This window comes from Vreelandella sp. 2A-K22 (assembly GCF_054065485.1).
Genome location: NZ_JBSUGC010000001.1, coordinates 427,403 through 446,521 on the forward strand (window position 1 = coordinate 427,403; position 19,119 = coordinate 446,521).

General features: G+C 58.8%; 22 protein-coding genes and 1 pseudogene. 16 read left to right on the forward strand and 7 right to left on the reverse strand.

Translation table 11 applies throughout. The annotated features are described in order from the left end of the window. From urtC to urtE, 3 genes are read left to right on the forward strand one after another with little or no spacing between them, the layout of a single operon-like run. A complete protein-coding gene (urtC, locus tag ACW17M_RS02005) occupies positions 1–1,179 on the forward strand; it encodes an urea ABC transporter permease subunit UrtC (protein WP_457546814.1) in 1,179 nt (392 codons plus the stop codon). After that, positions 1,176–2,012, forward strand: coding sequence for an urea ABC transporter ATP-binding protein UrtD (gene urtD / locus ACW17M_RS02010; RefSeq protein ID WP_022521345.1), 837 nt, complete (start codon positions 1,176–1,178; stop codon positions 2,010–2,012). Before urtC ends, urtD begins: the two co-directional genes overlap by 4 nt. Beyond that, a complete protein-coding gene (gene urtE / locus ACW17M_RS02015; RefSeq protein ID WP_027957898.1) occupies positions 2,012–2,719 on the forward strand; it encodes an urea ABC transporter ATP-binding subunit UrtE in 708 nt (235 codons plus the stop codon). Before urtD ends, urtE begins: the two co-directional genes overlap by 1 nt. 97 nt (positions 2,720–2,816) lie before the next feature. Here the strand turns inward: urtE and ACW17M_RS02020 are convergent, their stop codons facing one another. The 6 genes from ACW17M_RS02020 to parS form a co-directional block, all read right to left on the reverse strand. Next, positions 2,817–3,737: a metal ABC transporter permease gene (locus ACW17M_RS02020; protein WP_180093649.1), complete on the reverse strand. Its 921-nt coding sequence runs from the start codon at positions 3,735–3,737 to the stop codon at positions 2,817–2,819. After that, positions 3,734–4,843, reverse strand: coding sequence for a metal ABC transporter permease (locus ACW17M_RS02025; protein WP_022521347.1), 1,110 nt, complete (start codon positions 4,841–4,843; stop codon positions 3,734–3,736). Before ACW17M_RS02025 ends, ACW17M_RS02020 begins: the two co-directional genes overlap by 4 nt. 3 nt (positions 4,844–4,846) lie before the next feature. Further along, the gene (locus ACW17M_RS02030; RefSeq protein WP_041157262.1) at positions 4,847–5,629 is read right to left on the reverse strand and encodes a metal ABC transporter ATP-binding protein; all 783 of its coding nucleotides are present in this window, start codon (positions 5,627–5,629) and stop codon (positions 4,847–4,849) included. A gap of 23 nt (positions 5,630–5,652) precedes the next feature. Then, entirely contained in the window at positions 5,653–6,621 is a 969-nt protein-coding gene (locus ACW17M_RS02035) for a metal ABC transporter solute-binding protein, Zn/Mn family (protein WP_009286156.1), read from the reverse strand. A 242-nt stretch (positions 6,622–6,863) separates the two neighbouring features. Then, a complete protein-coding gene (locus ACW17M_RS02040; protein WP_457546815.1) occupies positions 6,864–7,328 on the reverse strand; it encodes an RES family NAD+ phosphorylase in 465 nt (154 codons plus the stop codon). Next, positions 7,325–7,774, reverse strand: coding sequence for a type II RES/Xre toxin-antitoxin system antitoxin (gene parS / locus ACW17M_RS02045; protein ID WP_342584465.1), 450 nt, complete (start codon positions 7,772–7,774; stop codon positions 7,325–7,327). The genes ACW17M_RS02040 and parS overlap by 4 nt, the downstream gene beginning before the upstream one ends. Positions 7,775–8,216: 442 nt before the next feature. On the opposite strand from parS, the gene ACW17M_RS02050 reads away from it, so the two are divergent. The 13 genes and pseudogenes from ACW17M_RS02050 to ACW17M_RS02110 all read left to right on the forward strand — a co-directional run. Continuing rightward, positions 8,217–9,101: an urease accessory protein UreD gene (locus ACW17M_RS02050; RefSeq protein WP_457546816.1), complete on the forward strand. Its 885-nt coding sequence runs from the start codon at positions 8,217–8,219 to the stop codon at positions 9,099–9,101. Positions 9,102–9,139: 38 nt separating this feature from the next. Further along, entirely contained in the window at positions 9,140–9,442 is a 303-nt protein-coding gene (locus ACW17M_RS02055) for an urease subunit gamma (protein WP_022521353.1), read from the forward strand. A 96-nt stretch (positions 9,443–9,538) separates the two neighbouring features. Beyond that, a complete protein-coding gene (locus ACW17M_RS02060) occupies positions 9,539–9,859 on the forward strand; it encodes an urease subunit beta (protein WP_457546817.1) in 321 nt (106 codons plus the stop codon). Next, positions 9,856–11,571: an urease subunit alpha gene (gene ureC, locus ACW17M_RS02065; protein WP_141440407.1), complete on the forward strand. Its 1,716-nt coding sequence runs from the start codon at positions 9,856–9,858 to the stop codon at positions 11,569–11,571. The genes ACW17M_RS02060 and ureC overlap by 4 nt, the downstream gene beginning before the upstream one ends. 174 nt (positions 11,572–11,745) lie before the next feature. Continuing rightward, a complete protein-coding gene (ureE, locus tag ACW17M_RS02070; RefSeq protein ID WP_457546818.1) occupies positions 11,746–12,261 on the forward strand; it encodes an urease accessory protein UreE in 516 nt (171 codons plus the stop codon). Continuing rightward, positions 12,251–13,006: an urease accessory protein UreF gene (locus tag ACW17M_RS02075; RefSeq protein WP_423841385.1), complete on the forward strand. Its 756-nt coding sequence runs from the start codon at positions 12,251–12,253 to the stop codon at positions 13,004–13,006. Before ureE ends, ACW17M_RS02075 begins: the two co-directional genes overlap by 11 nt. A 29-nt stretch (positions 13,007–13,035) precedes the next feature. Then, the gene (gene ureG, locus ACW17M_RS02080; RefSeq protein ID WP_138799483.1) at positions 13,036–13,665 is read left to right on the forward strand and encodes an urease accessory protein UreG; all 630 of its coding nucleotides are present in this window, start codon (positions 13,036–13,038) and stop codon (positions 13,663–13,665) included. After that, a complete protein-coding gene (locus ACW17M_RS02085; RefSeq protein ID WP_457546819.1) occupies positions 13,619–13,891 on the forward strand; it encodes a hypothetical protein in 273 nt (90 codons plus the stop codon). The genes ureG and ACW17M_RS02085 overlap by 47 nt, the downstream gene beginning before the upstream one ends. A gap of 250 nt (positions 13,892–14,141) precedes the next feature. Further along, a complete protein-coding gene (locus ACW17M_RS02090; protein WP_233975266.1) occupies positions 14,142–15,119 on the forward strand; it encodes a helix-turn-helix transcriptional regulator in 978 nt (325 codons plus the stop codon). Between the two features lie 105 nt (positions 15,120–15,224). After that, a complete protein-coding gene (locus ACW17M_RS02095) occupies positions 15,225–16,109 on the forward strand; it encodes a transporter (protein ID WP_457546820.1) in 885 nt (294 codons plus the stop codon). Between the two features lie 25 nt (positions 16,110–16,134). Next, positions 16,135–16,395: a hypothetical protein gene (locus tag ACW17M_RS02100; RefSeq protein WP_457546821.1), complete on the forward strand. Its 261-nt coding sequence runs from the start codon at positions 16,135–16,137 to the stop codon at positions 16,393–16,395. Then, the gene (locus tag ACW17M_RS02105; protein WP_457546822.1) at positions 16,392–17,504 is read left to right on the forward strand and encodes a class II histone deacetylase; all 1,113 of its coding nucleotides are present in this window, start codon (positions 16,392–16,394) and stop codon (positions 17,502–17,504) included. The genes ACW17M_RS02100 and ACW17M_RS02105 overlap by 4 nt, the downstream gene beginning before the upstream one ends. A 222-nt stretch (positions 17,505–17,726) precedes the next feature. Further along, a pseudogene (locus ACW17M_RS02110) lies at positions 17,727–17,879 on the forward strand (urease accessory protein UreG); the annotation flags it as partial. 2 nt (positions 17,880–17,881) lie between these two features. On the opposite strand, the gene ACW17M_RS02115 reads toward ACW17M_RS02110, so the two are convergent. Beyond that, the gene (locus tag ACW17M_RS02115; protein ID WP_022521358.1) at positions 17,882–18,808 is read right to left on the reverse strand and encodes a YihY/virulence factor BrkB family protein; all 927 of its coding nucleotides are present in this window, start codon (positions 18,806–18,808) and stop codon (positions 17,882–17,884) included. Between the last annotated feature and the right edge of the window lie 311 nt (positions 18,809–19,119).

Here is a 19,119-nt window from a genome sequence, read left to right on the forward strand (position 1 = left end):
ATGTCTTTAACGACCGAATCATCGACGAATTTTTGGCTAACACGCCCATTCAGCGAGCGCTCCACGCAGATTTTTCTCGGCGTGCTACTGGCCGCGCTGGCGCTGGTCACCATCCTGCACGTGGCAGTGCCGCCGGATAACCCACTGCATGTGGGTGCCTATACGGTCAACCTGTTCGGTAAGTACCTAAGCTACGCGTTGCTGGCCGTGGCGGTGGATCTGGTGTGGGGCTATCTGGGCATTTTGAGCCTCGGCCACGGCGCCTTTTTCGCCATTGGCGGTTACGCCATGGGCATGTACCTGATGCGCCAGATTGGCGATCGCGGTACCTACGGCCACCCGGTGCTGCCCGACTTTATGGTGTTCCTGAACTGGGACAGTCTGCCGTGGTTCTGGCACGGCTTCGATATGGCCTGGTTCGCCTTTGCCATGGTGCTGCTGGCCCCCGGGCTGCTGGCACTGGTATTCGGCTTTTTGGCGTTTCGCTCACGGGTCACCGGTGTATATCTGTCGATTATCACTCAGGCACTGACCTTTGCCTTGATGCTGGCTTTCTTCCGCAACGAGATGGGCTTCGGCGGTAATAACGGCCTGACTGACTTCCGCGAAATCGTCGGTTTTGACCTGCGCAGCGACGCCACGCGCCTAGGGTTGTTCCTGGCCACCGGCGTTGCGCTGGCGCTGGGATATATCCTGTGCCGTGCGATTGTCACCAGCAAGCTGGGTCGGGTGAGCGTGGCCACTCGGGATGCCGAAGCGCGTACGCGCTTTCTCGGCTACCGAGTCGAGCGCTTTCAGCTGTTTGTGTTTGTGGTCTCGGCGATGCTCGCAGGCCTGGCGGGGGCGCTTTATGTGCCGCAAGTGGGGATTATCAACCCCAGTGAATTCTCGCCGATTTTCTCCATCGAGATTGTGCTGTGGGTAGCGTTGGGCGGTCGCGCCACGCTATATGGCGCGGTGATAGGCGCCATTTTAGTTAACTACGCCAAAACCATCTTTACCGGCGTCATGCCCGATGCCTGGCTGTTTGCCCTGGGCGCGATGTTCGTACTGGTCACGGTGTTTCTGCCCAAGGGTGTCGCGGGGCTGTTTCGCTATCTCAAGCGTCGTAAGCGCGATGATACGGCGAATTCTGACCCTAATAATTCCCATAGCACGCCCGAGGAGGCCTCCGCATGAGTTTGCTGCAATCGCTGTCCCAGCGTGACCGGGTGTTCGATTTTATGGCGCCCCAAGCCTCGCCGGTGGACGTTCGCCATGGGCCGATACTTTACATGGAAGATGTCACCGTGAGCTTCGATGGCTTTAAAGCCATCAATAACCTCAACCTAACCATCAACGACGGTGAGCTGCGCTGCATTATCGGCCCCAACGGGGCGGGCAAAACCACCATGATGGATATCATCACCGGCAAAACCCGCCCCACCAGCGGCAGCGTATGGTTCGGGAGCCGTCATAACCTGCTGCACATGAACGAGCCCGATATTGCCAGCCTGGGCATTGGCCGCAAGTTTCAAAAACCCACGGTATTCGAAGCGCTCTCGGTGTTTGAAAATCTGGAGCTGGCCATGGCGGCGGACAAGCGGATTTTTCCTACCCTGACCGCCCGCATGACCGGCGAGATCAAAGACCGCATTGATGAAGTACTGGAAACCATCGGCCTGACAGAGCTGCGTCACCAGCCCGCGGGTATTCTTTCCCACGGCCAGAAGCAGTGGCTGGAGATCGGCATGCTGCTGATGCAGCGCCCGCGTCTACTGCTTGTGGATGAACCGGTGGCGGGCATGACCGAGCAGGAGATGGAGCGCACTGCCGAGTTGCTCACCGGGCTGGCCGGTAAACAGTCCGTGGTGGTGGTCGAGCATGACATGGGCTTTGTGCGTTCGATTGCCCGCCAGGTGACGGTCTTGCATCAGGGCAGCGTGCTGGCGGAAGGCACCATGGATCAAGTCTCCAGCGACCCCAAAGTAATCGAGGTCTACCTGGGAGCCGATGACGAGGAGGCCGCCTGATGCTAGCGATCGAAAAGCTCAACCAGTTTTACGGCGAAAGCCACACCCTCTGGGATCTCGATCTTGAGGTACCCGCCGGTCAGTGTACCTGCGTGATGGGACGCAACGGCGTGGGTAAAACCACGCTGCTGAAAGCCGTGATGGGCGAAGTGGCCGTCAAAAGTGGCGAGCTGCGCTACACCTCCGAGACCGGCGAGATCGAGCTGACTAAAAAAGCCGTTGAGGCGCGCTCGCGGTTGGGAATTGGCTACGTGCCTCAAGGGCGACAGATATTTCCGCTGCTGACCGTGGAGGAGAACCTGCGCACCGGTCTTGCCGCCCGCAGTGACGGGCTAAAAAAGATTCCCGAGCGGGTCTATGAGCTGTTCCCCGTGCTCAAGGAGATGAAACACCGCCGTGGCGGCGACCTTTCCGGTGGGCAACAGCAGCAACTGGCGATTGGCCGTGCGCTGGTCATCGAACCCAAACTGCTGATTTTGGACGAGCCAGGTGAGGGCATTCAGCCCAATATCGTCGCCCAAATTGGTCAGGTGATTCGTCAGTTGATCAACGAGGATGGCCTTACGGTACTACTGGTGGAGCAGAAGCTGCCCTTTGCCCGTAAATACGCCGACCGCTTTGTGATTATGGATCGCGGCCGACCGGTGGCCAAAGGGGAGATCAGCGAGCTCTCCAATGAGCTGATCAAGCAGCATCTGACGGTTTAAGTTATCCACACCCGGTTACCGCCTGCCCGGCCAAGCGGTTGTCGAAAGGCGGTCGCTTTTTTGCGCGCGGATGAGCGGTGTTTCCAAAAGCTGGGCTTCAAACGCTGGGCGGCGGTTCCACCGGCGCCTGGCGTGCCCGTTGGCGTTTGACCAGTTGGGTAATCACGCCGTAGCGTGGCCCTGCTAGAAAGGCGAGCATCAGGAATACGCCGGTCATGACGGCCATCATGCCGCCAATGGAGACGTTGAGATACACTGCGAGGTAGTAGCCAGAAATACTCGAGGCGATAGAAATTAGCGCACCGATGATAAACATCATCCACAGCCGGTCGGTCAGCAAATAGGCGGCGGAGGCGGGAACAATGGCAAAGGCGATAAACAGCACCGCGCCTACCGCATCAAAGGCCGCTACGGCAGTGGAACTAGTTAGCATTAGCAGTACATAGAAAAGAATCGAGGGCATAAAACCGAACGTTTTGGCCAGCGCCGGATCGAAGGTGGCCAGCTTCAGCTCCTTATAAAAGAGTCCGATAAACGCGTAGTTGAGCAGCGTCATCACGCTCATCGATACCAGCGCCTGAGGGATGGGCAGGCCGAAGATGTCGAGTGTATCCAGCCAGACAAAACCGATCTCCCCGAGCAGCACAGTATGCGTGTCGATATGCACATCATTGGCATAAATATTCAACAGCAGCACGCCGATAGAGAACAGCGCCGGGAAGACCAGGCCGATAGCGGTATCCTGCTTGACCCGTTTGGTGCTTGCTAAGGCTTCGGTGAGCAGGACGGTTAACAGCCCGGTGAGGGCGGCCCCGATCAGTTGTACCGGCCCGCTCTGTTGCTTGGTCAGCAGCCAGACGATGACGATGCCAAACACAATCGAATGGCTGATTGCGTCGGATAACATGCTGTTGCCGCGCAGCACTAAAAAGGTGCCCACCGCCGAGGAGGCGATGCCTACCATCGCGCCCACTAGCATAATGGGCAGGGCAGTTGTGGTCAGTAGCTCTGCCATCATGATGCTAATTCCTCAAAGGCCGCGACCACTCTTCTAGCCTCCGCCTGGCCCTGTGCCGTTAGCCCCCAGCAGTCCTCGCTGAGAGTGGCGCTGCTGCGTGGAGAGCGGATTAGGTAGCCTTGCTGCTTAAGCTTGTTGAGCATCCTGCGTGAACCGAGTGTTGAGGGGGCGCATGAGGGATCGGCCGAGTGTTTATATAGCGCATAAAGTAGCTGCTGTTTCTGCAGCGCTGACTTCTGGCGATAGTGCTTTATCACACCCCACAGCAGGCCACGGCCGGGCGCCAATGCCAACGATATAAGCACGATGGCGGTTGCGGTAAGGACAATCAGCGGGCCGGTTGCCAGGCCACGCGATAGGGTGCTGATGGTTGCCCCTGAAACACCACTGACAATACCGACGCCTGCGGCGATGGTGAGCATGCCGCCTAGGTGGCGGCTCCACTGTCGGGCGGCGGCCGCGGGTGCCACGATCATGGCGGCCATCAAAATCACACCGACCATCTGCAGGCCGACGACGACCGCTAGCGCAACCATAGCGGTGAGCGATGCTTCAATCACGGTGATAGGCATGCCGAGCGTGCGGGCGTACTCCGCATCAAAGGTGACCAGCTTGGCCTGTTTCCAGAAGACGGCAAGCAGCAGCAGTGTGACCAGCGTAATGCTGCCCATCACCCATAAATCGGAGCGCAGCGTCGCGGCGGCCTGGCCGAAAAGAAAGGCCTCAAGACCGCCCTGGGAGGCGTTATTGGTACTCTGGATATAGGTGAGCAGAACGATACCCACGGCAAAAAAGATACTCAGGCAGGCGCCCAGGGCTGCGTCCGTTTTCAGGCGGCTTAAGCGCGTCAGCATCAGCATAATCAGCGCGGCGGCGGAGCCGGTGATCAGTGAACCAATAATAATCCCGCCAATATCCCGGCTGCCGGTGATGATAAAGCTTAAACAGATGCCGGGAAGGGCTGCGTGGGAAATTGCGTCTCCCAGCAGGCTTTGGCGACGCAGCACCGCAAAACAGCCCAGCGGGCCGCTGATCAGCCCCAGCAGCGAGGCGCCAATGACTACATTCTGAAAGGTGTAGTCAGATAAAAGCTCAAGCCACACCATGGGTTACTTCACCTTTGAGGCGGAAAACATTAACGATTCATTGTCGTTAAGTAGCGCGATTTGGCCGCCGTAAGCCTGGCGCAGGTGATCGATCTTGAACACCTCCTCGGCCTTGCCGCTGGCGATGACTCGCACGTTGAGTAGCAGTAGCCAGTCAAAGTAGGTGCGAACCGTTTGCAGATCGTGGTGTACCACAATCAGCGTTTTGCCCGCGTCGCGCAGGTGGCGCAGGATATCGATAATGGCCCGCTCGGTGGTGGCATCGACGCCAGCCATGGGTTCATCAAGAAAATACACATCGGCCTGCTGCACCAGCGCGCGAGCCAGAAACACGCGCTGCTGCTGGCCACCAGAAAGCTGGCTAATCTGTCGTTCAGCGAAGGCGCTCATACCGACCATTTCAAGTGCTTCCTGCGCTTCATGGCGCTCTTTGCGACCCGGTCTCTTGAGCCAGCCCAAGCGCCCGTAAAGCCCCATGGTGACCACATCCAGCGCCGTGGTGGGAAAATCCCAGTCAACGCTTGAGCGCTGGGGCACGTAGCCCACCCGTTTACGCTGTGTGGCGTAGGGCCGTCCATGCACCATCACCTCTCCCGACAACGACGGCACCAGCCCAAGCAGGCTTTTGATCAACGTACTCTTGCCCGCCCCGTTAGGGCCGACAATGCCCGCCATGACACCGGCGGGGATATCCAGATCGATATCCCATAGCACGGGCTGGTTATGGTAGCTCACCGTCAGGTTTTTAATGCTCAGTGCGGTGTCTGTAGGGTTGAATATCGCCATGGATGCACTGCCTTATCGAATGCTTATTGAGCGAGTTGCCACTCGCTGGCCCAGTCATCCAGTGCCTTTGGCAGCGGGGCCAGCGAACCGCCTAGCGCCTCGACAATGTGCTGGGTGTTACGGTAGATCATGCCCATATAGGTACCATCTACCGTGCCTTCATCGCCCATGGCGTCGGAATAAAGCTGGCCGCCGATGGTCACATCATGGCCTTGCTGCCTTGCGGCATCGATCACTGCCTGAATGGTGCGCGGGTTGATGGTGCTCTCGACAAATATGGCGGGCACGTTACGGGCAACAACGCTATCCGCCATGCTGCGAATATCGGCGATCCCAGTTTCGGTTTCGGTACTGATGCCCTGAATCCCTTCCACCTCAATGTCATAGGCACGACCAAAGTAGCTGAAAGCGTCGTGGGCGGTGACGAGAATACGCTGCTCTTCGGGGATGCTGGCAATGCTCTCTTTAACCCACTCATGCAAGGCTAGCAACTGAGCCTGATAACGCTCGGTATTGGTTTCAATCGTCGTGGCGCACTCAGGGCGTGCTTCGCTCAATGCATCGCTTAGGGTGGGCAGTGTTTGGGCCCATAAAGAGACATCCATCCACAGGTGAGGGTCGACTCCGTAGACATCCTGAGCGGTGATCAACGACGCCGGATCAATGGAAGCGGGTGCCACGGCAAGCGTGGGTGTTCGTGCCGAGAAATTCTCCAGCACACTCCCCAGCTGCCCTTCCAATGAGTAGCCTGAATAGAGAATGTGTTCGGCGCCCCGCAGCAAGGCCACGTCGCTAGCGCTTGCCTGATACAGGTGGGGGTCTACGCCGGGGCCCATCATGGCTTCCACATTAACGCATTCGCCGCCTACTTCCTGCGCTACATCGGCAATCATCCCAATCGTTGCCACCACGTTTAAGGGCGTTTCATCGGCAGTTGCCAACGCACTAAAAGGCAGCGTTCCCAATAGAATCACGGCATATTTTGTTGCCATTATTTAGCTCCAGACTCGTCATGAGGTAGATGGGCTGAAATTGCTTTGTGTAAACTGATTGTCCCGAGGAAAGAAGTATAGCCTTGGCTAAGTTTGTGGCGCTATTCATGAAATGTCAAGCGGATAAAAGACGCTGAGGTGAGCTGAAAGGGGTATCTGAGTATTGCGGGAATAAACGTAAGACGGGCTACTAACGCGCCTTTGAAATCTGCTAAGAACGGTTTAAGTTATCCACACCCGGTTCAAAGTCCTGGATCGGGTTGAAATGGCAGTGCCTCGGCTGTCGCGACGATTTGATCGAATAAGGGGTGTGCCGGGTTGAGCATGTAGTTGAGCTCTCTCGGCACGACCACGCTTGGCACTGCCAGTGCCAGACTTTGGTCTGAGGCCAGCCAGCCATCGCCAAGTTCAGCGGTCTCTGCTGGCGCTGGGGCTTCCTGCCAGTTTTCTGGTAGATCTTCTGCGCCAACGCTTAGAATACTGTCGGCTGGTAGCGTCAAGCGCAGCAGCGCATACGCATTGAGCAGCCGATAGCTTTCCAGATTCACCATAATTTCCAGTAGTGCCAGCGACTCGGAGCTTGCCACATACACACAGGCATTCCCTGGGCTGTTCCAGCGCCCACCGTAAAGCCGTGCGCCCTCGCCATCAAACGCTGTCTCCTGAAACTTACGCTTAACCAGCCGATAGGCGGTGACCTCGCTCATACCGAGACACCATGCTCCAGCCGCCCGATCAGATTCAACACCGTTTGATACTCCGCCGATGTGGCGTTCATTTCGACGGGGCGACGCCCGCCTAACCCGGCATTGGGTTTGAGTAGCCAGGCGCGAGCCCCCTCTATGTCACCCTCGAACAGATCCAGCGCCGCCTTGAAAAGCTCAGCAAAGCGATACAACCGGTCACTCTCTGCCATTTTGAAACGGCCCGATTTGGCGCGACGGCTAAGCGTAGCAGAGGGAATATCCACGTAACGCGCCAGCGCCTTCTGCTCAATACCTGATACCTTGGCAATCTGGGGATAAACACGATACTCCACCCCTTCATGCAACAGCTCATGCAACTTGCGGCCTCTGGCTGGCAAGCCAATTTGTTGCCAGAAACCGGACGCCAAAGCTTTGGGTGGCTGGTATTGAGTGAAGTGGATATCCATAACGTTACCCTCATTTGATACTTCAAAAGCCTATCATTTGATATACATGATGCTTTTACCGCCGTCAAGTGATGCACATGGCAGAAGGTATCTGGCGGGCTTATTCGCTAAAACCCTGTTCTGTGTTTGGTTAACAGAACTGCTTGGCGTGTAATATCGGCTGTTGATCAATAAGAAGCAGGTGGGGTATGCGCTATAAAGATAAACATCAGCTCGCCGCCGAGTGGCAAGCGTTTCTGGAGCGCTAAATAAGCAGTGAGTGCATTTATTTGGTGCATGCTGGGCCTGATACCGTTCTGTTTTGGTGCGCCTAGATGCGTAGTACTGTAAGCCACCGCCGTTCATCCCTACCATTGACCGCACAGCAGGGCTTTTCACCATTTTGGCGCATTAATTGCTTACCTATGTCAAAGGCTTAGTGAAAAGGAAGCGGTAGCAACCCATGATCCTGTGCGAACTCGCCAAACCACACGTTGCCTCTGGCCACCGCTTCGATGCAGGCCGCCACTGGGCGGCTTCGTTGGCGCTCACCTTCGCCCATCGCGGTGGCGCCACTCGCATGGTGAAGGCGCGCCATCAGGGACCACTGCGGGTGCAGCGCCCTTTCTATCCCGAAGGAAGCGGTGAGGCTTGCCATGTTTATGTGCTTCACCCGCCGGGCGGGCTAGTCAGCGGCGATGCGCTTACCATTAGTGCCCATGTAGAGAGCGGTGCCCATGCGCTGCTGACGACCCCGGCTGCCAATAAACTCTATAAAGCTGACAGCCAGGGCGTAGCCTGGACGCAGCATACCCGGTTGAGCGTTGAAGATGGCGCGACTCTGGAGTGGCTGCCCCAGGAGACCATCGCCTTTGATGGTTCCAAGGGTGAACAGCGCACCCAAATTGACCTTCACGGCAGCGCCCGTTGCCTGGGCTGGGAAGTGATGGCACTGGGCCGCCCGGCCAGCGACTTACCCTATGTTTCCGGGCGTATTGAGCAGCACTTCCGCTTAACCCTGGATGGCAAACCTCTGTGGCTAGAGCGCCAACCGCTAGACCCACTACACCCACGCTTTGCCGGGCGCTGGGGGCAGGGCGGTGCCACGGTGCAGGCCACGCTCTGGGCAGTGGGGATTGCCGACGCGCCTGCTGCCATTGAAGCCTTGCGTGAAGCGCTGCCGGATAACCCGCGCTGGGCGGTCACCGTCCGCCACGGTGTTCTGCTGCTGCGCTATTTAGGCAACTCGCGTAACGAAGCCTGGGCGTTATGCGAACAGGCCTGGCAACTGCTGCGCCCCCGCTGGATTGAGCGTGAAGCACATACACCACGAATTTGGCTAACCTAATTAGGCATCACTGTGATGCACTGCTGGAGACACATTCCATGGAATTAACCCCGAGAGACAAAGACAAGCTGCTGCTGTTCTCAGCCGCCCAGTTGGCGGAGCGCCGCAAGGCGCGTGGTTTAAAGCTCAACTACCCCGAAGCGGTGGCGCTGATCAGCTTCGAGATTATGGAAGGCGCCCGGGATGGCCGCAGCGTGGCGGACTTAATGAGCTATGGCCGCGAGATCCTTAGCCGTGAGGATGTGATGGATGGCGTGGCTGAAATGGTCGACGAGGTTCAGGTCGAAGCCACCTTCCCTGACGGTACCAAGCTGGTCACTGTCCATACGCCTATTGTTTGAGGGGGGAGGGGTGAATGGTGAGTAGTGAGATGAATGGTGTTACTCCTCACACCTCTCGCCTTACTCCTTACAGCAAAGAGACGAAGGAGCAAGTAGATGATTCCCGGTGAGTACAAGTTAAAAGAAGGTGAAATCGAGCTGTGCGCGGGGCGTGAGCGGATTAGCGTCGAGGTGGCCAATACCGGCGACCGCCCGATCCAGATCGGCTCCCACTACCACTTCGCCGAAGCCAACCCGGCACTGGTGTTTGATCGCGACAAAACCCGAGGCTTTCGCCTGGACGTGGCCGCAGGCACGGCGATTCGCTTTGAGCCTGGCCAGACCCGTGAAGTCACGTTGATTCCCTTTGTGGGCAAGCGCGAAATTTACGGTTTTCGCGGCGATGTCATGGGCGCGCTCGACGGAGGTAAACAATGAAACCGGTTAACAAGATCAGTCGGCAAGCCTATGCCGATATGTATGGCCCCACGGTGGGCGACCGCGTACGCCTGGGCGATACCGAGCTTTGGATCGAAGTCGAACAGGATGCCACCCACTACGGCGATGAAGTGAAGTTCGGCGGCGGCAAAGTCATCCGCGACGGCATGGGCCAGAGCCAGCGCGCCGACGACACGGTGATGGATACGGTAATAACCAACGCGCTGATTTTAGACTGGTGGGGTATCGTCAAAGCCGACGTAGGCATTCAAAACGGTCGCATCGCCGCGATTGGCAAGGCAGGCAATCCTGACGTACAGCCTGATGTTGAAATCGTCATTGGCCCCGGCACCGAAATCATCTCCGGCGAAGGTAAGATCCTGACCGCGGGCGGCATTGATTCCCATATTCACTTTATCTGCCCCCAGCAGGTCGAAGAAGCGCTGATGAGCGGTGTGACCACCATGCTGGGCGGCGGCACCGGCCCGGCGACTGGCACCAACGCTACCACCTGTACTCCCGGCGCATGGCACATCGGCAAAATGCTCCAGGCGGTGGACGATATGCCCATGAATATCGGCTTTCTGGGCAAAGGCAACGCCAGCCTGCCTGAGTCCCTAGAGCTCCAGCTCCAAGCAGGCGCCATGGGCCTCAAATTGCACGAAGATTGGGGCACCACGCCTGCCTCGATCAATAACTGCCTTAACGTCGCTGATGCCTATGATGTGCAGGTGGCGATCCACACCGACACCCTAAACGAATCGGGCTTTGTGGAAGACACCCTGGCCGCGTTCAAAGAGCGCTGTATCCATACTTACCACACCGAAGGTGCTGGTGGTGGACACGCCCCAGATATCCTCACTGCCTGCTCGAAAGCCTATGTACTGCCGTCATCCACTAACCCAACGCGGCCCTACACCGTCAACACCATCGACGAACACCTCGATATGCTGATGGTGTGCCACCACCTGGATCCCAATATCCCTGAAGACGTGGCCTTCGCCGACTCACGCATTCGCCGGGAAACCATCGCCGCCGAGGATATCCTCCACGATTTGGGCGTGATCTCAATGATTGCCTCGGATTCCCAAGCCATGGGGCGGGTCGGTGAGGTGGTCTGCCGCACCTGGCAAACCGCCCATAAAATGAAGGTGCAGCGCGGCCTGTTGCCGGAAGACGAAGCCCTGGGTGCCGATAACCTTCGCGCCAAGCGCTATATCGCCAAGTACACCATCAACCCGGCGATCACTCACGGCATCGCTCACGAAGTAGGTTCCATCGAAGTCGGTAAGCTGGCGGATCTGGTGCTTTGGAAACCGGCCTTCTTTGGCGTCAAGCCAGCGATGATGATCAAAGGCGGCATGATTGCGGCGGCGCCCATGGGTGATCCTAATGCCTCGATTCCCACCCCGCAGCCGGTGCATTACCGCTATATGTTCGGCGCTTTTGGCCGTGCGGCCAGCCAAACCCGGCTCAGCTTTGTCAGCCAGGCCGCGCTGGATGCGGGCATCAAAGAGACACTGGGGCTAAATAGCGAACTGGCGGCGTGCAAAAACGTGCGCCAAGTGCGCAAAAAGGATATGAAGCTAAACGATGCCTGCCCAGAACTAACCGTCGACCCGCAAACCTACGAAGTGCGCTGCGATGGCGAAATTTTAACCTGCGAGCCCGCCACCGAACTGCCGCTGGCTCAGCGTTATCATTTATTTTGAATAGCGCACTATGACCGCCAGCAAGTGCAGTGCCGGGGGTAGGTCTACGTGAGGGCGCTGTAAATACATCCCTGTACGCTACTTTTGCCATCCATGGCAAAAGACCCTCACTACGACCTACCCCCGGCTCGGCTACTGGGTGCTTAACTGCAGGTTCTGAACAGGATGATACCAATGCTTAAACTCATAGAACGCTTAGGGCCGATAGAGGAAAGCGCGGCGAGCGATACGCTCACGCTACCCTTTGAGCTACGTATTCGCGGGCGCTTAAAAGCCCAAAGCGATAGTGGCCGTGAGCTGGGGTTGTTTCTTGATCGCGGCCCGGTGCTGCGCAGCGGCGAAGGTCTAAAAGCCGAAAGCGGCGAAGTGGTGCGTGTCTGCGCCGCGGTAGAACCGGTGGTTACCGCGCGAGTGAGTACTGGCTTACCGCTGGCACGGCTGGCCTACCATCTTGGCAATCGCCACGTACAGCTGGCGCTGGGTGAAGATGAAAAGGGCGGCTGGGTGCGCTTTCCGCCGGATCACGTGTTGGAAGAGCTCGCCGAGCTGTTAGGTGCCGAACTAGAGCACCACAACGCAACGTTCGACCCGGAGCCGGGTGCTTATAACCAAGTAGGTGGCGGACATTCACATGGTCATTCACACGACCACGATCATGACCACTCGCATGAGCACCACCATGCCCACTGAACTCACTACGCTAGAAAGCCAAAGTGACGAGCTAGCGCTGCTAGGTCTGATGCAGTTGGTGAGCCCAGCGTTGCCCATCGGCGCCTTTGCCTTTTCCCAAGGGCTGGAAAGCGCCTTTGAGCTGGACTGGGTGCGTGATGAAGCCAGCCTCGCCGAGTGGCTAAACGGTGTGCTGGAAGATGGCTTAACCCGCTGCGAACTGCCAGTGCTGGCGCGGTTGCATGATGCGTTTGGTCAGGCGTTTGGCCAGGCGGACATGGCAGAAGGTCGTAAATCAATTGCCGCGTGGGATGAGTGGCTGGCTGCTACCCGGGAAACCGCCGAGCTCGCCGCCGAAGATAGCAGGCTGGGCGCCTCGCTAAAACGCCTACTGGGCAGCTTGAACTTGTTGCCGAGAGAGCAGCAGTTGCAAAGTGAGGGATTACTCCCACCCTTGCTTCCGCCCCAAGCAGGTTATGTAACGCTGTTTGCCTACACGGCCCACGTCCGTGGCGTGTCTGTTCGCCAAACGCTGCTGGGGTTTGCCTGGGCGTGGATGGAGAACCAGCTAGCGGTGGCCTGTAAAGCCTTGCCGCTTGGCCACACCGCTGCCCAGCGAGTAATTGAACAACTGCGCCCCGCGCTAGTGAATGCCGTTAATCAGGCACTTACGCTGGATGATGAAGAGCTGGGCCCGGTGCTGCCCGGTCTGGCACTGGCTAGCGCCTTGCACGAAACCCAATATTCGCGCCTGTTTCGAAGTTAGATGGCCTAGAAGTTAACGAGGAGAGAACAATGACTCACTGTTTACGCGTTGGTGTGGGTGGCCCGGTTGGTTCCGGCAAAACTGCACTGCTCAAGCAACTCTGTTTAGCGCTGCGTGATTACTACGATATCGCCGTAGTCACTAACGATATCTACACCCGCGAAGACGCCGACTTCCTGCTCAAGCACGATGCCCTTCCAGCGGACCGTATTCTGGGCGTGGAAACCGGCGGCTGCCCGCACACTGCCATTCGTGAAGACGCCTCGATGAACTTGGCGGCCATTGATGAGCTCCAGGCGCGTCACCCGAAGCTGGAACTGGTCATGGTCGAGTCGGGCGGCGACAACCTCTCGGCGACCTTCAGCCCCGAGCTTTCCGACCTAACGCTCTACGTCATCGACGTCTCGGCAGGCGACAAAATCCCCCGCAAGGGTGGGCCGGGCATTACCAAATCGGATCTACTGATTATCAATAAAATCGATATCGCCGAGCAGGTGCACGCCTCACTAGAGGTAATGGAGCGCGACTCCAAGAAAATGCGCGGCGAGCGGCCCTTCGTGTTCACCAATCTTTATGACGGAGTAGGGCTTGAGGAGATTATCCGCTTTATTCTTGATAAAGGGATGTTGGACGAGCGCCGAACGGCCATCGCGGGCTAACCTAAGGCGGCCCCTGTTCGCCTTTCCCGATCTGGTAGACAACGTCGCCCTGACCCTGCGCGAGGCTCAGGGTGCCTATACCCTCAACCTCTACCGAGGGCGGGAAGTGAGCCCGTTCGACGATGACGACCTGGTCTCTCTCAACGTCCTGGTGCCGTTGCTGGCCAACCTGATCGACATTACCGCCAGGCTTGCCCCCTATCACAACGCCCCGAGGGTGCAGTGAGTTTACTGTCTCCCAGCGAGTCGAGGCGACAAGGGCTTCTCGCCGCAAGCCTCAGCGGGCTTCGGACTAATGTTATTTTCCGGGGTGCTCAACGCAGCGAGGCGTCGTATAGATCTGTTCGGCTTCAAGGGTAAAAAGCGACTCGACTCCACATCGTTCATCTGCACGATGTCAGGCCCTTCCAGCTGGGGCTAAGATGGTGTCATGGCTCTGGTTCCCGGCCACCTTCTAACAACAATGGTACCCGACGATGACCAAGCTTGATGCCGCGGCGTCTGACGACTTACTGGGCTCCTTCAGCCAACTGCTCTGGGACATTAACCAACTTGCCCAGAGGCTTCCTCTGCCCGACTTCCACCCCGCTGCCCTAGCTCGGCTACAGAGACTGCTGGCCTTCGACTGCGCCTGGTGGGGGCGCTCGGTACTGATCGATGGGCGGATCGAGGAGCACAGCCGTTTCTTCTACGAACTCCCCGAGACGTATCTGGCCGACTGGCGCTCCATCGAACATCAGGACGTCACCGTGGAGCGTAGCCACCGCGAGCCGGGTCAGGCGGTGATCGTCGACATGCGTGCCACCACACCGGGGCTCGCCTGGCTGGGAGAGCGCCATAACCTCAGCGAGCTGCTCTGCGTGATTCACACCAGCCCTCGCACCCGGCTCAGTGACCATCTCTCGCTCTATCGCCGCCCCGGCTCGGCCCGCTTCGGCGAGCGGGAGCGCCAGCTACTGACCCACCTGATCAGCCACCTTTCGATAGCAGTGGATGCCAGCCAGATCCGGACTCTGGTGGCGCGTCGCGAGTGCCTGGAAAGCCAGCCGCACTTGGCCCTGGCGGTTTGCGACCGCCAGGGCGTGCTACATAGCGCCGAACGAGGCTTCAGCGACCTGCTCGGCGATGAGTGGCCCGACTGGCAGGGGCCGACGCTTCCGGTGCACCTGGACGAGGCTGGCTATGAAGGTGCCAGGATCAGCATCCAGTGCCTTCCGGTTCTCGATCTCTGGCTACTCACCGTCTGCCGCCTGGGCCCTCTCGCCTGTCTCAGCGAACGGGAACTGGTGGTCGCCCAGCACTTCGGCAGCGGGCTTACCTACAAGGAAATTGCCCGAGAGATAGCGATCGCCCCCAGCACCGTGCGCCACCATATACGCAGCATTTACCAGAAACTCGACCTCCACGATAAGGCCAGCGTGGCCACTCTGCTCAACCGCTCGCCACCTGGCTGATGCCCGTCGGGCCCCGCGCCCCACTTCATTCCCACTATGCCGACCATCGCCCGAGCGGGTGACGGTGTCGCATACCTGCGTCTTGACCAAACCAGAGGCTATACAATGACAACATCTCTCATGCTACAGCGCTTCATCACCGGTCTGTCTGCGGCTCTGGCACTGAGCGCCACTGCCTCTCAGGCCGCTGATCTCAATGCCAGAGACTTCCTCTCTGCCCCGGCCGGCACCTCGATAGGCGTGCTCTACCTGGGCAACGAGCAGGCCAATCGCTTTCACGGCGCAGCCGACCCCGAGGGCAACGCCCGCCTCGACGTCAATGCCCTGGCCTATCGCCAGATTTGGTTCAGTGATATCTGCGGGCGCCTGTGCACGCCCCAGTTCGTCATGCCTCTGGTGGAGGTGGATGCCCGCCTGCCCGGTGCCGCCGAGCGTGAACGCCAGAGTGGTCTGGGGGATCCCCAGGTGGGCGGCACGTTGTTCTTCGTCGACCGCCCCGAGGATCGCGTTGCCAGCGGCTTGTTGACGATGCTGACCGTCCCCGTGGGCGAGTACGATAGCCAGCGCCCTGGCACCTCTCCCGGAGCCAACCGCTGGGGGGCCACCTTCGTGTTCAATTACACCCGCGGTGTAGGCGAGAAGTGGGTTCTGGAGGCCAGCCTCGAAGCCCAACTCTACGGTGACAACGACGACTACCTGGGCATGACCCTTGAGCAGGATCCGCTCTACCGCCTCCAGGCGTTCGCCTCCTACGACCTCACGGACAATACCTATGGCGCCCTGCGCTTGATCCATGCCGAAGGCGGTGCGCTGCAGCTGGATGGTCGAGTGCTGGAAGACACCCGCCAGCGCTATACCCAACTGGGCGTAGAGCTAGGCCATCAACTCTCTCCCCGCCATCAGGTAATGCTGGCCCTCTCGCATAACGTCGACACCGACAACGCCTTCCACGGCAGTCAGGCCCTGCTGCGCCTGGCCCGTGTGTGGTGAACCGTACGACAACCGGAGATTCCCCATGACTCTCGAGACATCGGCTACCGAAGGCGCCTCGTCGCGCTGGATGATCGTCGCCCTCGTCGCCCTGGCCCCGGTGGCTCTGATGGTGGCTCCCGCCATCGCCGGACAACTGATCGAGGCCCAGGGCCACTACACCGGTATGCTGCTGATCACCGCCCTGTTCGGCCTGCTCTCCCTGATCCTCATCTTGATTTCCAGCGCCACCTCGACAACAGTGCGGGGCGCTCGAACCGCCCCTTCCCAAGGAGTGAACTCATGACCCGCCGTACCGCCTTCTTCTTCGATGAACACTGCCTGTGGCACAGCGCTGGCCAGCACGCCCTGGTCATGCCGGTAGGCGGCTGGGTGCAGCCCCCCGCCGCCGGGGGGCTGGCCGAGTCGCCGGAGTCCAAGCGACGCCTCAAGTCCCTGATGGATGTCTCGGGGCTGAGCCGGGCCCTGGATCTTCGCACGGCTCCCATGGCCAGCGAGGAGGACCTGCTACGTATTCATCCCGCTGAGTACCTGGCACGCTTCAAGACGCTGAGCGATGCGGGCGGCGGCGAACTGGGCGACCACGCCCCCATCGGGCCGGGCAGCTACGAAATCGCCCGGCTCTCGGCTGGGCTTGCCATTGAGGCGGTGGCCACGGTGCTGCGCGGCGAGGCCAACAACGCCTATTCGCTGTCGCGCCCGCCGGGCCACCACTGCCTGCCGGACCGCGCCATGGGTTTCTGCACGCTGGCCAATATTGCCATCGCCATCGAGGCTGCCAGGGCGCGCTTCGGGCTAAAGCGGGTGACGGTGATCGACTGGGATGTGCACCACGGCAACGGCACCCAGCACATCTACTATGAGCGCGACGATGTGTTGACGATATCGCTGCACCAGGAGGGCTGCTTCCCACCGGGCTACAGCGGAGCCGAGGATCGCGGCAGCGGCAAAGGCCTCGGCTACAACCTCAATATCCCGCTGCTACCCGGTGGCGGCGAGGACGCCTACCAGCATGCCATGCAGCGACTCGTGATACCGGCACTGGAGCGCTTCGTCCCGGAGTTGATCATCGTCGCCTGCGGCTTTGACGCCAATGGCTTCGACCCCCTGGCGCGGATGCTACTGACCAGCGAGTCCTATCGAAAGATGACCCGCACGCTGCGCCAGGCCGCTGAGCGACTCTGCGGCGGGCGCTTGGTGATGATCCACGAGGGCGGCTACTCCGAGGCCTACGTTCCCTTCTGCGGCCATGCGGTGGTGGAGGAACTCAGCGACGTGCCTACCGATGTGGCGGATCCGATGCTCGAGTTCTTGCGCCTGCAACAACCCAATGCAGACCTGCAGGCCTTCCAGCGTGAGCGCTTGGACGCCCTGGCGGACAGTTGGAGGCAATAGCGCGACCGGACTCAGATGCGAGGCGAGCCTTGCGCTCGCTTCGTGCCGGGCATCACGCTCATCATGACGATGCACGCAGGAGACGCTCCACGACCATCGCTCTCCACCACTGCGAAGATGTCAACGAACATGCCCTGCGGCTCGATGGTTGGCATCAAGAATTCGATCAGATCGAGGAGGGGCTCTGCTCTGGTGATACCATCGCTATCGCCGTTTCTGTGCTTGGAGCGCGATTCGAAGAAAATGCGCGGCGAGCGGCCCTTCGTGTTCACCAATCTTTATGACGGAGTAGGGCTTGAGGAGATCATCCGCTTTATTCTCGATAAAGGGATGCTGGATGAGCGGCGTCCGCAGGCCGAAGTGACCGCTAGCTAACGTCAATCGACCCGCGTAATTGGTTGGCGATTGGGGTCGACGTGCCATGGCAAGCCAAGGCGGGTATTGCGTTCCAATTCGGCAATCACCTGGGCGCCCAGCAGTAAAATGATGGCGCCCACTTCCAGGCTAATCAGTACGACCACCAGCGCTGCCAGCGAACCGTAGACGGCGTTAACGAACGAGAGATTGGCGAAATAGTAAACCAGCAACAGGCGAACCCCCTCCCACAGCAGTGCTGCCACAAAGCCCCCTACGATTGCCCGACGTAAGGCGATGCGCACCACCGGCAGCACTTTGTAGATAGCGCTGAACAGCAGGAACACCCCAGTGAAACTGGCCAGGTTAAGCACCGGCTCGGAAAATCCCGCCAGCGGCAGTTCCCGTTCAAATAGCAGCATCACCAGCGTATTAAGCGAACTGGCCAGGGTGACTACCAGCGTGAGAACCATAAGCGCCGCCCCCAGTACCACCATAAAGGCGTAGGGCAACATTACCGAAACCCAAACGCTGCGTTTGATATGCGGGCTATCCGGCGCATGGAAAATGATCGCCAGGGCGTCTTCCAGCATACGAAAGGCGAATGAGCTGAACAGGAGCAGAATGGGAAAGCTCAGAATGCCAATCACATCTCGCGATTCCAGCAGGCTGCGAACGGCCTCCAGCAACACTTCCGCGTGGGCAGGCGCCATATGGCGTGCCTGTACGGCCAGCACATTGAGTAAGTGCTGCTGATCGACGACTTGGGTTAACAGCACAACGAGCACGGCGAAAAGCGGCACGATAGAGAGCAGGATGTTGTAGCCCACTCCGCCGGCCAGCAGGACACCGTGATTTTTCAGGAAATTGCGTAATACGCGCCAAGCAAAGTGAACCAACCTAGGGAGCAGGAGCAAGACAGCGCTAACAAATGGGTGGTTTCGAACCATGCTTGCTATTCTCCTTGGACATTAGGCCCTATCGCCATGATACGCTGATGGCAATGGCAAATAACAAGGGCAAATATCAAGGAAGTCCCGAATTGCCTGATCTGGCTTCAGGAGAGAGTAGTAAGAGGTAGAAGCTAACTCACCGCCCAACAAACAAAAAGGTCGCCCTGACCAGGCGGTAGGGAGGTCAGGGCAACCGAAGATTGTGGTTAAGCGACTTGCTTAAAACGGGCCATCCCTGGCCACCACATCCTCACAGTGAACCTTTACTTTATGAATAACCTTAACTTAGGTTATGAACCTAACTATTA

Coding starts and splice junctions, on each gene's coding strand:
- urtC (WP_457546814.1), top strand. CDS start 1: ATGTCTTTAACGACCGAATCATCGACGAATTTTTGGCTAACACGCCCA.
- urtD (WP_022521345.1), top strand. CDS start 1,176: ATGAGTTTGCTGCAATCGCTGTCCCAGCGTGACCGGGTGTTCGATTTT.
- urtE (WP_027957898.1), top strand. CDS start 2,012: ATGCTAGCGATCGAAAAGCTCAACCAGTTTTACGGCGAAAGCCACACC.
- ACW17M_RS02020 (WP_180093649.1), bottom strand. CDS start 3,737: ATGATGGCAGAGCTACTGACCACAACTGCCCTGCCCATTATGCTAGTG.
- ACW17M_RS02025 (WP_022521347.1), bottom strand. CDS start 4,843: ATGGTGTGGCTTGAGCTTTTATCTGACTACACCTTTCAGAATGTAGTC.
- ACW17M_RS02030 (WP_041157262.1), bottom strand. CDS start 5,629: ATGGCGATATTCAACCCTACAGACACCGCACTGAGCATTAAAAACCTG.
- ACW17M_RS02035 (WP_009286156.1), bottom strand. CDS start 6,621: ATGGCAACAAAATATGCCGTGATTCTATTGGGAACGCTGCCTTTTAGT.
- ACW17M_RS02040 (WP_457546815.1), bottom strand. CDS start 7,328: ATGAGCGAGGTCACCGCCTATCGGCTGGTTAAGCGTAAGTTTCAGGAG.
- parS (WP_342584465.1), bottom strand. CDS start 7,774: ATGGATATCCACTTCACTCAATACCAGCCACCCAAAGCTTTGGCGTCC.
- ACW17M_RS02050 (WP_457546816.1), top strand. CDS start 8,217: ATGATCCTGTGCGAACTCGCCAAACCACACGTTGCCTCTGGCCACCGC.
- ACW17M_RS02055 (WP_022521353.1), top strand. CDS start 9,140: ATGGAATTAACCCCGAGAGACAAAGACAAGCTGCTGCTGTTCTCAGCC.
- ACW17M_RS02060 (WP_457546817.1), top strand. CDS start 9,539: ATGATTCCCGGTGAGTACAAGTTAAAAGAAGGTGAAATCGAGCTGTGC.
- ureC (WP_141440407.1), top strand. CDS start 9,856: ATGAAACCGGTTAACAAGATCAGTCGGCAAGCCTATGCCGATATGTAT.
- ureE (WP_457546818.1), top strand. CDS start 11,746: ATGCTTAAACTCATAGAACGCTTAGGGCCGATAGAGGAAAGCGCGGCG.
- ACW17M_RS02075 (WP_423841385.1), top strand. CDS start 12,251: ATGCCCACTGAACTCACTACGCTAGAAAGCCAAAGTGACGAGCTAGCG.
- ureG (WP_138799483.1), top strand. CDS start 13,036: ATGACTCACTGTTTACGCGTTGGTGTGGGTGGCCCGGTTGGTTCCGGC.
- ACW17M_RS02090 (WP_233975266.1), top strand. CDS start 14,142: ATGACCAAGCTTGATGCCGCGGCGTCTGACGACTTACTGGGCTCCTTC.
- ACW17M_RS02095 (WP_457546820.1), top strand. CDS start 15,225: ATGACAACATCTCTCATGCTACAGCGCTTCATCACCGGTCTGTCTGCG.
- ACW17M_RS02100 (WP_457546821.1), top strand. CDS start 16,135: ATGACTCTCGAGACATCGGCTACCGAAGGCGCCTCGTCGCGCTGGATG.
- ACW17M_RS02105 (WP_457546822.1), top strand. CDS start 16,392: ATGACCCGCCGTACCGCCTTCTTCTTCGATGAACACTGCCTGTGGCAC.
- ACW17M_RS02115 (WP_022521358.1), bottom strand. CDS start 18,808: ATGGTTCGAAACCACCCATTTGTTAGCGCTGTCTTGCTCCTGCTCCCT.